A 14,867-nucleotide genomic window follows, 5' to 3' on the forward strand; every position below is an offset into this window, starting at 1 on the left:
GTACGCGGACCGGTTGGTTCATCCACGCCGGTGGTAATACCCCACGCCCTGATGAACAATCCGTGCCCCGCTCCTATGCCCGCCCCCGGGCACGCGTTGCGGGCACTGTCGGGATCAGGACGCGAGCAGGGCCAGCGCACCACGGACCTGGTCGGCGGAGCGGGCCAGCGCCGCCCGCGCGGCCGTCGCCGCCACCCCGGAGACGAGGCTGACCAGGGCGGTCTTCAGGTCGCCGTCGGCCTCGTCGAGGGCACGACGGGCGACCTCCTCGGGACAACCGGTCACCTCGACCAGGATCGAGATCATTCGTCCCCGGAGCTTCGCGTTGGTCGCCACCACATCGATCATGAGGTTCGAGTAGACCCTCCCCAGGCGCACCATGACCGCCGTGGAGAAGCTGTTCAGCACGAGTTTCTGGGCGGTACCCGCCTTCATCCGGGTCGACCCGGCCACCACCTCCGGCCCGGTGTCCACCCCGATGAAGACCTCGACGGCGCGGGCGGCCGGCGCCTCCGGGTTCGCGCAGAGCAGCACCGTGGCGGCGCCCTTCGCCCGGGACGCGGCAAGCGCCCCGAGAACGTACGGGGTACGTCCACTCGCGGTGAGTCCGACCACCAGGTCCCCGGCGGCCACGCAGCCGGCCGCCTCGGTCGCGCCGCCGGAGTCGTCGTCCTCGGCGTCCTCGACGGCGCGCCACATCGCGTCGGGGCCACCGGCGAGATGGGCGCAGAACCAGTGCCGCGGCGAGTTGAACGTCGGCGCCAGTTCGGCGGCGTCGAGCACGCCGAGCCGCCCGGACGTGCCGGCGCCGAAGTAGTGCACCCGGTGCCCGCCGCGCAGCGCCGTGACCGCGAGATCGACCGACGCCACGATCCCGTCCAGCACCGCGGCGACCGCGGTCGGCACCCGACGGTCCGCCTCGTTGATCACGGAGAGGACGTCGCGGGTGGACATCAGATCCAGGTCGACGCTGAGCGGGTTGCGCCGTTCGGTAGGTGCGCCGACCCGGATCGCCGGCCGGGCCGCCGGCGTGGGGGCCCCGTCCGGCTCGACCGCACCGGCGGTCATGCCCGCCTCCGGCCGGAGCCGATCCGGTGGGACCGGACCGCCTCGGCCGTCGCCTCCAGTGCCTTGCGGGCGCGGGGTCGGTTGCGCGCGGCCACCCCGACGAAGAGGCAGTCGACCACGGTGAGCTGCGCGATCCGGCTGGCCGTCGCCCCGGAACGGTAGGTGGTCTCCCGGGCCGCGGTGGTGAGCACGTGGTCGGCGACCTCGGTGACCGGCGAGCGCGGGAAGTTGGTCAGCACCACCGTGGTCGCCCCCCGGCCCCGCGCCTGCTCCAGCACCTCGATGACGTCGGTGGTGGTGCCGGTGTGCGAGATGCCGATGGCGACGTCACCCCGGCCCAGCAGGGCCGCCGAGGTCAGCGCGGTGTGCACGTCGGGGAAGTAGAAGGCGGTGCGGCCGATCCGGTGCAGCTTCTGCTGGAAGTCCGAGGCCACGAAGCCGCTCGCGCCCGCGCCGTAGATGTCGATCCGGCCGGCGCCGACGATCGCCTCCACCACCTCTTCGCAGGCCGCCGGGTCGAGCTGTTCGGCGGTCTCCTCCACCGCCCGCGCGTCGTTGAAGGCGATGGTCGCGATGATCTGGGTCAGATCGGCGCCGGGCGGGATGTCGCCGCCGACCACCCGGGCGTCCGGTGGTTCGACCCGCCGGGCCGCCTCGGCGGCGAGCCGGATCCGCAACTGTGGGTAGCCGTCCATGCCGACCGACCGGCAGAACCGGATCACCGTCGCCTCGGATGTCTCGGCGGCCGTGGCGAGGTCGGTGATGGTCCGGCGGGCCGCCTCGGCGGGGTCGGCGACGACCAGCCGGGCCACCCGCTGCTCTGCCGGCGACAGCGACGGGAGCAGGCCGCTGATGTGGACGATCAACCCGCCCGACTCGCGACTCGCAGAAATCTTCGGACTTTTCGCCACGGATGAAACTTACTTTCATGAGCCCGGGAGCGTCAACCACGACGCGCACTCCGACGAACGTGCCGGCGAGTGCCGGTCACGGTGCGTACAGCCTGCCACCCGGCCCACCCCACCGCCTCCTCCGGCGGGTCGGGTCCGGCCGTCGGGTGGGGCCGGGTAGGGGTCGACCGGACGGCGGCACTAGCGTGAGGAGATGGCGGATCGCAGTGTGCTGGTCACCGGAGGCACGGGCGGACTCGGCGCGGCGGTCACCGCCGCGTTCGTCTCGGCCGGATGGCGGGTGGTCACGCCACAGCGCCGACCGCCGGGGCCGGGGCCGGGCGGCAACGAGCCGGTCCGGTTGGTCGCGGACCTGACCGACGCGCAGGACGCGGCCCGGGTGGCCGAGGTGGCGGCGGGCGATCCCGAGGCGCCGCTGCGGGCCGTGGTCAACCTCGTCGGCGGGTACGCCAGCACCGGGCTGGTGCACGAGACCCCGGTCGAGGAGTTCGACCGGATGCTCACCCTCAACCTCCGCCCCACCCATCTGGTCACCCGGGCGGCGCTGCCACACCTGGTCGCCGCCGGTGGCGGGGCGGTGGTCTGCGTCGCGGCCCGCGCGGCGGTCGCGCCGTTCCCGGGCGTCGCCGGCTACGTGACCGCCAAGGCCGCCGTGCTCGGCTTCGCCTCCGCCGTGGCGGTGGAGTACCGGTCGGCCGGGGTGCGCTGCAACACCGTGCTGCCGAGCGTCATCGACACGCCCACGAACCGGGCCGCCATGCCCGACGCCGACCACACGCGCTGGGTCGAACCGGCCGAGATCGCATCGGTGATCCATTTCCTGGCCTCGGACGAGTCGGCGCCGACCAGTGGCGCCGCCGTGCCGGTCTACGGCCGCGCCTGAACCGGGGTTACGACCCCGGCCTACGGCCGGGCCTGAACCGGGATCAGACCCGACACCCGCGCCGCGCGCCGCGCCGGGGACGGGCCGGCCGGCCCGTCCCCGGCGGCCAGCCAGCCGGCCAGGTGACCGTGGATCTGCCGGGCCACCTCCTCGGCCGGCCGGTCCGCGTCGATCAGTACGAACGTCGGGTACTCCGGCAGCGTCCGGTAGGCGAGATCGGCGGCGGCCAGATAGCCGAGGCTCTCCTGGTCGGTGCCCCGCCGCTCGATCCGCCGGTACGCCTCCGCCGGCTCCACGGTCAGCAGGAACGTCACCTGCGGTCGCGGGAAGAGTCGGTAGCCGGCCCGCACCAGGCGCTCCCACCGCCGCCCGCCGTGCGCCCGGAGGCTGGCGTACTGGCAGGCGGCGTACCGGTCCATCACGGCGATCCGGCCGGTGCACAGGCTGCCGAGCAGCGCCATCGCGATGGCCAGCCAGCGCAGCACGGACTCCAGCACGAGCATCCCGTCCCGCCCGACCAGCCCCTGGGCGTCCGGCCGGCCGAACCGGTGCGCGGTCCGGCCGAGCCAGCGTCGCCCGCCGGCGTTGCGGTGATAGGTGGCGGGGTATCCGCCCGCGCTGAGTGCCCCGGCGAGCCGGTACGCCTGGGTGGTCTTGCCCGATCCGTCGATGCCGATCAGGGCAACGGTGCGGAGTCGGGCCGGACCGCGCCAGCCGCCGGTCGATCTGTGGGCTCCCGTCGATCTGGCCACTCTGCACAGATTATCCGAGCCATGCATTGAGCCTGCGTTGTCTGTCCGCTTATATCGCTGTTCGCACCCTTCCACGGGGCCCCGAGGTGTGGGCGACCGGAATGCCGGGTACCGATCGGGGATCCCACCGGTGGCAGACGACGCGACAGGAGCGGCGAGATGGCCGAGCGCGACGACGAGACGCTTCTCCACACCCTCAAGAAGGTCGCCGCCGTGCTCAAGCAGTCCGAGATTCCGTTCGCCCTCGGCGGCAGCTTCGCGGTGTACGCGCACGGCGGGCACTCCAGCGAGCACGACGTGGACTTCCTCATCCGGGAGCCGGACGTCGAGGCCGCCCTGGCGGCGCTGGTGGCCGCCGGGTTCACCGCCGAACGGCCGCCGGAGGACTGGCTGGTCAAGGTCTACGACGGCGGCCGGATGGTGGACCTGATCCACCGGCCGATCGAGACACCGGTGACCGAGGAGACCTTCGCCGACACGGTGGTACGACCGGTCGACGCCATCCACATGCCGGTGCTCTCGGCCACCCAGCTGATGGTGCACAAACTGCTCAGCTACTCCCAGCACTACTGCGACTTCGCACGCGGGCTGCCGCTGGCCCGGTCGCTGCGGGAGCAGATCGACTGGGAACGGGTACGCAAGGAAACGCAGCACTCGCCGTACGCCGAGTCGTTTCTGGTGCTGCTGGACCGGTTGGAAGTCGTGCCGTACTCCGGCGCGGCCGACGGGAGGGGGACCCCGTGACCACGCACCGCGACTACGGCGCCGGACCACCGGACGAGTACGTCGAGGCGGAGATCCACCGCCTGCTCACCGAGGATCCGGCCGTCGCCGAACAGGGCATCACCGTGGTCCGCCGGGAACGCGCCCTCGTGCTCAACGGCGAGGTCGAGAGCGCGCACCGGCGCGAGGAGATCCTGCGCCGGGTGGCCGAACGTTTCCCGGACCTGCCGATCACCAGCGACATCGGGGTGATCCGCGCGCAGGCGCCGACGGAGATCGAGCAACTGCCCTGAGGGAGGTTCGATGGTTATCCGGATCGCCGCGGTGGGCGACGTGCATCTGGACGAGGACGTGATGGGCCGGTTCCGGCCAGCCCTGGAGGAGCTGCCGGAGAGCGCCGACGTGCTGCTCCTCGCCGGCGACCTGACCCGGCACGGCACCGAGGCCGAGGCGCGCTGCGTGGCGCGGGAGTTCGGCGGGCTGGGCGTGCCGGTGGTCGCCGTCCTGGGCAACCACGACCACCAGTGCGACCAGGTGCCGCAGGTGGTCGCGGCGCTGGAGGAGGCGGGCATCATCGTGCTGGAGGGCAGTGGCGTGGTGCTGGACTGCCCGGGCGGCCGGCTCGGCGTCGCCGGGGTGAAAGGCTTCGGCGGTGGCTTCGCCGGCCGGTGCGCCAGCGACTTCGGCGAGCCGGAGATGAAGGCGTTCGTCCGCACCACGACCGAGAGCGCCGACCGGCTGGGCGAGGCGCTGCGGTCGCTCGACTGCGACACGCTGGTGGCGCTCACCCACTACTCGCCCGTACCGGACACCCTCGCCGGCGAGCCGCTGGAGATCTATCCGTTCCTCGGCTGCTACCAGTTGGGGCAGGCGATCGACTCCGCGCCGACCGCGCTGGCCCTGCACGGGCACGCGCACCACGGTTCCGAGCGGGGCACCACGCCCGCCGGGGTCCGGGTACGCAACGTGGCGCACCCGGTGATCAAGCAGGCGTACAGCGTCTTCTATCTGGGCGACCACCTTGATCAGGGCGAGGTTTCCCGAGTGGGAGCCGGGGGTATTCAGCAAACATGGAGCTGATTCTCTGGATTCTCGCAGTCGTACTGGTGGTCTCCGGCATCCTCGCGCTGTTCCGTCGGCAGATCCTCTGGGGCATCGTCCTCATCGTGGTCGGGTTGTTGGTCGGCCCGGGCGGTGTCAGCATCTTCACCCAATGACGCGCGGGCGACGCTCCGCGTCGCCCGCATCGGACCCGCCGGGGTCGTCGTGACCGGAACTCCGTCCTCCCGACCGGAGCCACCGGGCACGGCGACCCCGGCGCGTTTTTTGTGTTCGCAGTTGGGAGCGCACCCAAGGGCCGGTGCCCAGGTTTCTGGATTGTTACTTGTCCGTGTCCGTCCGGGGGCTGGACCGCGCCGGATGCAAGCGCTTACATGTGAAAACGCCCATCGGACCGGCGCCAGGTCAACCGGATGCGACCCGGCCAGCGCCGGCTAGGAAGGAGGACGGCATGGCGGTCTTCTCCAGGCCACGCCAGGCCCTCGCGATCGCTGGTGTGATCGGACTGGCGCTCAGCGCCACCGCTTGCGGCACCGGAAGCAGCAGCAACAGTGGGAACAACAACGCCGATTCCGCGGAGTGCGCCCCGTACGAGAAGTACCAGGGACACACCGGCAAGAAGGTGACAATCTACTCGTCCATCCGGGACATCGAGGCCGACCGGCTGGCGGAGTCCTGGAAGCAGTTCGAGGACTGCACGGGCATCCAGATCAACCACGAGGGCAGCGGCGAGTTCGAGGCCCAGCTGCCCGTACGGGTCGACGGCGGCAACGCCCCCGACCTGGCCTTCATCCCCCAGCCCGGCCTGCTGGCGCGGTTCGCCGAGCGCAACCAGCTCAAGCCGGCCAGCGCCGACACCAAGGCGATGGCCGAGGAGAACTACTCGGCCGACTGGCTGAAGTACAGCACCGTGAACGGCACGTTCTACGGCGCGCCGCTCGGGTCGAACGTGAAGTCGTTCGTCTGGTACTCGCCGAAGATGTTCCAGGAGAAGGGCTGGTCCGTCCCGGAGACCTGGGACGACCTGATCAAGCTCAGTGACACGATCGCGGCCAGCGGCACCAAGCCGTGGTGCGCCGGCATCGAGTCCGGCGACGCCACCGGCTGGCCGGCCACCGACTGGATCGAAGACGTCATGCTGCGGACGCAGACCCCCGAGGTCTACGACCAGTGGACGACCCACCAGATCCCGTTCAACGACCCGCGGGTCGCCGAGGCGCTGGACCGCGCCGGCACCATCCTGAAGAACGAGAAGTACGTCAACGGCGGCTTCGGCGGGGTGCGCAGCATCTCCACCACCTCCTTCCAGGAGGCCGGCGTGCCGATCACGCAGGGCAAGTGCGCGCTGCACCGGCAGGCGTCGTTCTACGCCAACCAGTGGCCGGCGGGCACCAAGGTCGCCGAGGACGGCGACGTCTTCGCGTTCTACTTCCCGGCCATCGACCCGGCCAAGGGCAAGCCGGTGCTGGGCGGTGGCGAGTTCGTCGCGGCCTTCGCCGACCGTCCCGAGGTACAGCTGGTGCAGACGTACCTCGCCTCGGGTGAGTACGCCAACAGCCGCGCGAAGATCGGCGACTGGGTGTCGGCGAACAAGAAGGTCGACCTGGCCAACGTCGCCAACCCGATCGACAAGCTCTCCGTGGAGATCCTCCAGGACGACAGCTCGGTCTTCCGGTTCGACGGTTCCGACCTGATGCCCGCCGCCGTCGGCGCCGGGACCTTCTGGAAGGGCATGGTCGACTGGATCAACGGCAAGGACACTGCCACCGTCCTCCAGGGCATCGAGAGCAGCTGGAAGTGAGTCCAGCGGTGGGCCGGTCCGCGATCGCGGACCGGCCCACCGGCTCTGCCGAGAACCCGTGGGAGGGTTGATGAACTTCGACTTCGCCGACCAGGCGCCGAAATTCATGATGTTGCTGTGGGGGCTGATCGCCTTCGCGGTGGTGGTCGGCGGCCTGCTCGTCCTGCTCGACGTGGTGCCGGCGTACTTCGCCCGGCGCCGCGAGGCGCTGATCGTCGCCGCGTCCGCCAGCGGGGCCCCGCTGCCCCGGCGGACCAAGCCCCGCGAGGGCATGTTCGCGCTGTTCTTCCTGCTGCCGACGGTGCTCCTGCTGCTGATCGGCCTGGTCGTCCCGGCGATCCGGACCACGCTGCTGTCCTTCATGGACGGCGGTAGCCAGAACTGGGTCGGCCTGGACAACTACCGCTGGATGTTCGCCGAGGACGCCATCCTGCGGGTGCTGCTCAACACCCTGATCTGGGTGACCCTGGTCCCGCTGGTGGCGACCTCCATCGGTCTGATCTACGCCGTCCTGGTCGACAAGGCCCGGCTGGAGGTGGTGGCGAAGTCACTGATCTTCATGCCGATGGCGATCTCGTTCGTCGGCGCCAGCATCATCTGGCGGTTCGTGTACGCCTACCGGGCCGAGGGCGAGGACCAGATCGGCCTGCTCAACCAGATCGTGGTCAGCCTCGGCGGCGAACCACGGCAGTGGCTGCTGGACTCGCCGCTGAACACGCTGCTGCTCATCGTGATTATGGTCTGGATCCAGGCCGGTTTCGCGATGGTGGTGCTCTCCGCGGCGATCAAGGCCATTCCGGCCGACATCGTCGAGGCGGCCCGCCTCGACGGGGTCAGCCCCTGGCAGATGTTCTGGCAGATCACCCTGCCCAGCATCCGATCCGCGCTGATCGTGGTGGTGGTCACCATCTCGATCGCCACGCTGAAGGTCTTCGACATCGTCCGCACCTCGACCAACGGCAACTACGACACCAGCGTGATCGCCAACGAGATGTACAACCAGGCGTTCCGGTACGGCCAGAACGGGCAGGGCTCCGCCCTGGCGGTCTTCCTCTTCGTCCTGGTGGTACCGATCGTGATCTTCCAGATCCGCAACCTGCGTCGGCAGCGACGGGAGGGCTGAGATGACCACCACCACTCCCCCGGTCGCCGCCGGCACCCAGGACACCGGTGGCGGGCCCACCCGGGCCGCCCGGGTACGCAAACGGCTGAGCGGCCGCACCGCGACCCTCGTCGCGATCGTCATCGCGATCGTCTGGACCATCCCGACCTTCGGCCTCTTCGTCTCCTCGTTCCGGCCGGAGGCACAGCTCAAGACCACCGGCTGGTGGACCTTCTTCAGCGACCCCCAGTTCACCCTCCAGAACTACCAGGATGTGCTCTTCGGGCGGTCCGCCTCATCCGGGCAACTGGCCAGCTACTTCATCAACTCCGTGGTCATCACGCTGCCGTCGGTGCTCTTCCCGATCGCGTTCGCGGCGCTGGCCGCGTACGCCCTGGCGTGGATCAACTTCCGCGGCCGGGACTGGCTCTACATCAGCATCTTCGCGCTCCAGATCGTGCCGTTGCAGATGGCCCTCGTGCCGCTGCTGAGCTTCTTCTCGCGCGGAGTCAGCCTGGGCGGCATCACCCTGCTGCCCGCCTGGAACCTCGACGGCGCGCAGAACTTCGCCCAGGTGTGGTTCGCGCACACCTGCTTCGCCCTGCCGTTCGCGGTGTACCTGCTGCACAACTTCATCTCGCAACTCCCGAAGGACCTGATGGAGGCGGCCCGGGTCGACGGGGCCACCCACCCCAAGATCTTCCGCACCATCGTCCTGCCCCTGATCGCACCCGCCCTGGCCGCGTTCGGCATCTTCCAGTTCCTCTGGGTCTGGAACGACCTGCTGGTCGCGCTGATCTTCGCCGGCGGCAGCGACGTCACCGCGCCACTCACCGTCCGGCTGGCCGAACTGGCCGGCACCCGCGGCAACGAGTGGCAACGGCTGACCGCCGGAGCGTTCGTCTCGATCGTCGTACCGCTGATCGTGTTCCTGTCGTTGCAGCGCTACTTCGTTCGAGGGCTGCTCTCCGGCAGCGTCAAGGGCTGATCCGGCGTCGTGCCGCCGCCCGCCACCGGCGGCGGCACGACGCGGGACGTGAGCGGGGTTACCGTGACTAAGATCGACGACGTCGCCCGGCTGGCCGGGGTCTCCACGGCCACCGTCTCCCGGGCGCTGCGCGGGCTGCCGACGGTCTCGGCGGCGACCCGCCGCCGAGTGCTCGCCGCCGCCGAGCAGTTGCAGTACGCCGTCTCGCCGAGCGCGTCCCGGCTGGCCGGCGGGCGGACCGGCACCGTCGCGGTGGTGGTTCCCCGGATCACCCGATGGTTCTTCGGGGTGGTCGTCGAGGCGGTCGAGGACTTCTTCCACCACGCCGGCTACGACCTGCTGCTGCACAACCTCGGCGGGCGGGAGCAGAACCGGCAACGGCTGCTGCGCACCGCCAACCTGCACAAGCGGGTGGACGCGATCATGCTCGTCGCCACCCCGCTGCGGGCCGCCGACCTCACCACCCTGGCCGCGCTGGACCTGCCCGGGGTGACCATCAGCTCCGGCACGACCGTGCCCGGCTGGCCCTGCGTACGCATCGACGACGTGGCCGCCGCGCGGACCGCCACCCGGCATCTGCTGGACCTCGGTCACCGACGGATCGCGCACATCTCCGGCGACCCCGACGACGAACTCGCCTTCACCGCGCACCTCGACCGGCGCCGGGGGTACCACGAGGCGCTGCGCGCCGCCGGGCTGCGCCCCGACCCGAGCGTCGACGTGGAGTCCAGCTTCGACATCGCCGGCGGCACCCGGGCCACCGAGGAACTGCTACGCCGGGGCGACCCGCCGACGGCCATCTTCGCCGCCTGCGACGAGATGGCGATGGGCGCGCTGACCGCGCTGCGCGACGCCGGCCTACGGGTCCCGCAGGACGTCAGTGTGATCGGCATCGACGACCACGCGCTCTCCGGCGTGCTCGGGCTCAGCACCATCGCCCAGCCGGCGGCCGAGCAGGGCCGGCTGGCCGCGAAGATGCTGCTCGACCCGCTCGGTGGACCGACCGGCGAGCCCGGCACGATCGCACCGGGTTCATCGGTGATCCTGAACACCCGGCTGGTCGTGCGGGAGTCGACCGCACCCCCGCGGGCACACTGAACGACAGTCACCACGCCTCGCCCGGCGCCCGCCGGCCCGCACGGCCCGACCATGGGAGTACGCCCTGAACAACAACCCGAGGCACCAGTCCCCGCCCACCGACCCGGCCACCGGCTGGTGGACCGAAGCGGTCATCTACCAGGTCTACCCGCGCTCGTTCGCCGACTCGGACGGCGACGGCATCGGCGACCTGCCGGGCATCACCGCCCGCCTCGACCACCTGGCCGAGCTCGGGGTCGACGCGATCTGGCTCTCCCCGTTCTACCCGTCGCCCCAGGCCGACGCCGGGTACGACGTGGCCGACTACCGGGACGTCGAGCCGCTCTTCGGCACGCTCGCCGACGCCGACCACCTCATCGCGCAGGCCCGCGCCCGCGGGCTGCGGGTGATCGTCGACCTGGTGCCCAACCACACCTCCGCCGCCCACCACTGGTTCCAGGCCGCCCTGGCTGGCGGGCCGGGCAGCGCCGAGCGGCAGCGCTACGTGTTCCGCGACGGCCGGGGGCCGGACGGCACCGAAGCGCCCAACGACTGGCAGAGCGTCTTCGGCGGGCCGGCCTGGACCCGGGTCGCCGACGGGCAGTGGTACCTGCACCTGTTCGACCCCGGCCAGCCCGACCTGAACTGGGACAACCCCGAGGTGCGGGCGGAGTTCCTGGACGTGCTGCGGTTCTGGCTGGACCGTGGCGTGGACGGCTTCCGGGTGGACGTGGCGCACGGCCTGATCAAGCAGGCCGACCTGGCCGACTGGCACGAGCCGCAGGAGATCCTCTCCGGGCAGGAGACGGAGAAGCCGCGTCCGCCGATGTGGGACCAGGACGGCGTACACGAGATCTACCGGGACTGGCGGCGGCTGCTGGACGGCTACCCCGGCGAGCGGATCCTGGTGGCCGAGGCGTGGGTCGAACCGGCCGAGCGGCTGGCCCGGTACGTGCGCCCGGACGAGATGCACCAGGCGTTCAACTTCGAGTACCTGCTCGCCTCGTGGACCGCACCCGCCCAGTACGCGGTGATCACCCGGTCGCTGGCGGCCACCGACGCGGTGGGCGCCCCCACCACCTGGGTGCTCTCCAACCACGACGTGGTGCGGCACGCCTCCCGGCTCGGCCTGCCGGTCGGCACCGCCCGACCCAACGGCATCGGCATCGGCGACCCACAGCCGGACGCGGCGACCGGCCTGCGCCGGGCCCGCGCGGCCACCCTGCTGATGCTCGCCCTGCCCGGTTCGGCCTACCTCTACCAGGGCGAGGAGCTCGGGCTGCCGGAGCACACCACCATGCCGGACGAGGCCCGCCAGGACCCGACCTGGGAGCGCAGCGGGCACACCCAGCGCGGCCGGGACGGCTGCCGGGTGCCGATCCCGTGGGAGGCCGACGCGCCCTCGTACGGCTTTGGGCCGACCGACGCGAGTTGGCTGCCACAGCCGCCGGTCTGGGCCGAGTACGCGCTGGACCGCCAGCGCGAGGTGCCCGGCTCGACGTACGAGATGTACCGGGCGGCGCTGCTGCTGCGGCGTACCCACGGGCTCGGCCGGGGCACCCTGGAGTGGCTCTCCTCCGGCGACGAGGTGCTGACCTTCCGCAACGGCGACCTGGTCGTACTGACCAACTTCGGCGTCACCGCTGTCCCCCCGCCCGCCGGCGAACTGCTGCACACCAGCGCTCCACTGAACCCCGACGGCTCGATCCCCACCGCCGTAACCATCTGGGTCCGGGTGTAAGGAAGGGCCCCTTATTAACGCCTCAGGTAGAGGAGGGGTCCCTTGTTAACACCGCAGACCGGCGGACCGGCGCGCGGCGGCAGCGGGTGCCCCACCATGTGGTGGTTTGTTATTGATGGGTAACCCAAACATCCCGTGATCGTTGAGTGTGTATGGGTGTTGCGGTGACCGATGCGAGGCGGCTTTCCCAGCAGGCGCAAGAGGATCTGCGTCGGCGGGCGGTGGCTGCGTGGCAGGGTGGGATGTCGCAGGCTGAGGTGGCGCGGGTATTTCGGGTCGGGCCGAAAACGGTGTGGGTGTGGGTGGAGGCGTTCCGCCGTAAGGGGAATCGGGGGTTGAACGCCAAGAGACGTGGTCGGCGGCCGGGTGAGCAGAAGGCGTTGACGGCGCGGCAGCAGGCGCGGGTGCGGCGGGCGGTGATCCACCAGTGTCCGGACCAGTTGGCGTTGCCGGGGTTGGTGTGGACCCGTCCGCAGGTGCGGCAGTTGATCCGTGACTGGTTCGATATCGGGTTGTCGCTGGTCACGATCGGCAAGTACCTGCGGTCGTGGGGGCTGTCGCCGCAGAAGCCGATCCGTAAGGCGTACGAGCAGGATCCCGAGGCCGTCACGCGGTGGCTGGAGGTGACCTACCCGGCGATCGCCGGGCAGGCCAAGGCCGAGGGCGGTGTGGTGTTGTGGCTGGATCAGACTGGGCTGCGTTCCACCGCCGCGGTGGGCACCACCTGGGCGCCGGTCGGGCAGACCCCGGTGGTGGCCAGGACCGGCCGACGGTTCTCGATCAACGTGATGGCCGCGATCTCCAACAAGGGCGAGCTGTACTTCACCTGCTACCTGGGCACCCTCAACGGGGAGGTGTTCCTGAAGTTCCTGGACCGGCTCGTCCGCCACCTCGACCGGAAGATCCACCTCATCGTCGACGGACACCCCGTCCACCGCCGTACCGAAGTCCGCACCTGGGTCGCCGAACGTGTTGCCCAGCTTGAGATGCACTACCTGCCCGGCTACAGCCCCGAACTGAATCCCGTAGAACTACTCAACGGCGACATCAAACACCATGTCGCACAAGCCAATCCCGCCAACCAGCAGCAGCTGGCCGCGCAGGCTCGCACCCACCTCCGCCGGCGACAGAACCAGCCCGACCGGATCCGGAGCCTGTTCGGCAAACCAGAAGTCCGCTACGCCGCCGGATGACCACGGGACGTTTGGGTTACCCATCAATAACAGGGGGCCCTTGCTATACACCAGGCGTTAAGAGGGGGCCCTTCCTTACAGCTTCTCGGCGCGGGTGTGGAGGAGGTGTTGGACGTCGGCGATGTCCTTGGGTGAGGTGCGGGACGCCAGCCAGTACATGATGCCGGTGGGGATGAAGAAGAGTTGGAACGCGGCCAGCCCGACCGCGTAGTTCAGCGGCGGTGGGAAGGCCACCCGCAGGCCGTGGAAGGCCACCCCGACCAGACCGTTGCCGGCCGCCCGGCCCACCCCGTTGACCAGGTTGCCGAGGCTGTAGACCGTGCCGCGGTGCTCGGGCGGGTTGGCGTCGGCGATCAGGGCGAACCAGTTCGGCGAGTTCGCCGAGGTCAGCGCCAACGCGAGCAGCGCGGTGAGCAGGCTCAGCCCGACCGTCGGCTCGCTGACCACGCTGCCCAGCACCGCACCCACCACCGTGCCGGTGCCGGCGCCGTCGGGCACGTCGATGCGGATCGGCACGAAGAACAGCACCAGGTAGAACGGGACCGCGGCGAGGATGCCGACCGCGGCGACCAGGGCCCGGCCCGAGGGCGTACGCCGTTGCAGCGCGTCGCCGATCAGCCCGCCGACGATGGAGAGCACCCCGCCGAGCTGGAAGAGGGTGGCGAAGACGCTGCCCACCACGGTCGCGGTCGCCAACGAGTATCCCTGGGCCTGCGCCCGTTCGGCGAACAGCCACGGCAGCCAGACCAGCGAGCCGAACGCGGCCTGCGCGGTGAGGCCCTGCATGATGAGCCAGCGGTTGGTCCGCCGGCCCAGGATGGCGGGTAGGTCGGTCCGGCTGATCCGGTAGTCGTAGTCGGCACCGGTGGCGAGCGCGTCGGCCAGTTCCGGTTCGCTCTGGCCCCGCCGGATGTCGTAGGTGAACAGGTAGAGCGCCGTGGCGGCCAGGCCGACGACGGTGAGCAGCAGGAACGGTCGACGCCAGTCGGCCGCGCCGAGCAGCCCGCCGACCAGCGTGCCGGCCAGCGTGCCGATGCCCTGGGAGAGCCCCCAGAAGCTCATCACCATGCCCCGCCGGCGAGGCGAGATCAGGTCGGTGACCACCGAGAAGCCGACCGACCCAACCGCGCCGAGCCCGATCGCCGCCAGCAGCTGCGCGGCCAGGAACGTGGGGTAGTTGCCGGCCAGCCCGCTGCCGCCGGTACCGGCGGCCCAGATCAGCGTGCCGATCATGAGCAGCGGCTTGCGGTTGCTGCGGTCACCGACGTACGCCCAGCCGACCGCCGCCACCGCGCTGACCAGGAAGCTGACCGCGGTGACCAGGCCGAGCAGCCGCTGTGGCACCGCGAAGGACTCCGCGATCGCGCCGTACAGCGGGGGCACCAGACCGATCGCCACGTTGTCCAGCGAGGCGAGCAGCACGAAGACCACGACGCTGTAGAGCCGGTGCGCCCGGCCCCCGCCCCGCGCGGGCCGGGTCCTGGTCAAGGTCATGCGGGCAGCCAACCAGGGTCAGATAACGGCCCGATCACCGGGTCACCCTCGACCTTGGACGCAGCCCGCCGGGCT

15 protein-coding genes are annotated in these 14,867 nt (G+C 70.8%); 11 read left to right on the forward strand and 4 right to left on the reverse strand.

The features are described 5' to 3' along the window. Positions 1-114 precede the first annotated feature (114 nt). The gene (locus ACQPYA_RS25580; protein WP_433529611.1) at positions 115-1,068 is read right to left on the reverse strand and encodes an N-acetylmuramic acid 6-phosphate etherase; all 954 of its coding nucleotides are present in this window, start codon (positions 1,066-1,068) and stop codon (positions 115-117) included. Continuing rightward, entirely contained in the window at positions 1,065-1,979 is a 915-nt protein-coding gene (locus ACQPYA_RS25585) for a MurR/RpiR family transcriptional regulator (RefSeq protein WP_433529612.1), read from the reverse strand. Before ACQPYA_RS25585 ends, ACQPYA_RS25580 begins: the two co-directional genes overlap by 4 nt. 193 nt (positions 1,980-2,172) lie before the next feature. Here ACQPYA_RS25585 and ACQPYA_RS25590 point away from each other — a divergent pair, with 193 nt between their 5' ends. Further along, entirely contained in the window at positions 2,173-2,862 is a 690-nt protein-coding gene (locus ACQPYA_RS25590) for an SDR family NAD(P)-dependent oxidoreductase (protein WP_433529613.1), read from the forward strand. Positions 2,863-2,882: 20 nt separating this feature from the next. Here the strand turns inward: ACQPYA_RS25590 and ACQPYA_RS25595 are convergent, their stop codons facing one another. Continuing rightward, entirely contained in the window at positions 2,883-3,623 is a 741-nt protein-coding gene (locus ACQPYA_RS25595; protein WP_433533618.1) for a dTMP kinase, read from the reverse strand. A gap of 150 nt (positions 3,624-3,773) precedes the next feature. On the opposite strand from ACQPYA_RS25595, the gene ACQPYA_RS25600 reads away from it, so the two are divergent. The 10 genes from ACQPYA_RS25600 (at position 3,774) to ACQPYA_RS25645 (ending at position 13,298) form a co-directional block, all read left to right on the forward strand. Further along, positions 3,774-4,358: a nucleotidyltransferase family protein gene (locus ACQPYA_RS25600; RefSeq protein WP_433529614.1), complete on the forward strand. Its 585-nt coding sequence runs from the start codon at positions 3,774-3,776 to the stop codon at positions 4,356-4,358. Then, entirely contained in the window at positions 4,355-4,630 is a 276-nt protein-coding gene (locus ACQPYA_RS25605; protein WP_433529615.1) for a hypothetical protein, read from the forward strand. Before ACQPYA_RS25600 ends, ACQPYA_RS25605 begins: the two co-directional genes overlap by 4 nt. A gap of 10 nt (positions 4,631-4,640) precedes the next feature. Continuing rightward, a complete protein-coding gene (locus ACQPYA_RS25610) occupies positions 4,641-5,417 on the forward strand; it encodes a metallophosphoesterase family protein (protein ID WP_433529616.1) in 777 nt (258 codons plus the stop codon). Next, positions 5,408-5,554 carry a GPGG-motif small membrane protein gene (locus ACQPYA_RS25615; protein ID WP_433529617.1) on the forward strand — a complete coding sequence of 49 codons (147 nt, stop codon included), beginning with the start codon at positions 5,408-5,410 and terminating at the stop codon, positions 5,552-5,554. The genes ACQPYA_RS25610 and ACQPYA_RS25615 overlap by 10 nt, the downstream gene beginning before the upstream one ends. A 293-nt stretch (positions 5,555-5,847) precedes the next feature. Then, a complete protein-coding gene (locus tag ACQPYA_RS25620; protein WP_433529618.1) occupies positions 5,848-7,197 on the forward strand; it encodes an ABC transporter substrate-binding protein in 1,350 nt (449 codons plus the stop codon). A 70-nt stretch (positions 7,198-7,267) separates the two neighbouring features. Next, positions 7,268-8,320: a carbohydrate ABC transporter permease gene (locus tag ACQPYA_RS25625; RefSeq protein WP_433529619.1), complete on the forward strand. Its 1,053-nt coding sequence runs from the start codon at positions 7,268-7,270 to the stop codon at positions 8,318-8,320. A 1-nt stretch (position 8,321) separates the two neighbouring features. Continuing rightward, on the forward strand, positions 8,322-9,287 hold the full coding sequence (locus ACQPYA_RS25630) for a carbohydrate ABC transporter permease (RefSeq protein ID WP_433529620.1): 966 nt from the start codon (positions 8,322-8,324) through the stop codon (positions 9,285-9,287). 63 nt (positions 9,288-9,350) lie between these two features. Further along, on the forward strand, positions 9,351-10,385 hold the full coding sequence (locus ACQPYA_RS25635) for a LacI family DNA-binding transcriptional regulator (protein WP_433529621.1): 1,035 nt from the start codon (positions 9,351-9,353) through the stop codon (positions 10,383-10,385). A gap of 64 nt (positions 10,386-10,449) precedes the next feature. Continuing rightward, positions 10,450-12,105 (forward strand): glycoside hydrolase family 13 protein, encoded by a 1,656-nt coding sequence (locus tag ACQPYA_RS25640; RefSeq protein WP_433533619.1) that lies wholly within the window; start codon positions 10,450-10,452, stop codon positions 12,103-12,105. A 152-nt stretch (positions 12,106-12,257) separates the two neighbouring features. Continuing rightward, positions 12,258-13,298, forward strand: a complete 1,041-nt coding sequence (locus ACQPYA_RS25645; RefSeq protein ID WP_433529622.1) for an IS630 family transposase — start codon at positions 12,258-12,260, stop codon at positions 13,296-13,298. 75 nt (positions 13,299-13,373) lie between these two features. Here ACQPYA_RS25645 and ACQPYA_RS25650 read toward each other — a convergent pair whose 3' ends face one another. Then, positions 13,374-14,792, reverse strand: a complete 1,419-nt coding sequence (locus ACQPYA_RS25650) for an MFS transporter (RefSeq protein ID WP_433529623.1) — start codon at positions 14,790-14,792, stop codon at positions 13,374-13,376. Positions 14,793-14,867: the final 75 nt, after the last annotated feature.

Source organism: Micromonospora sp. CA-263727, assembly GCF_050942455.1.
Lineage (GTDB): Bacteria > Actinomycetota > Actinomycetes > Mycobacteriales > Micromonosporaceae > Micromonospora.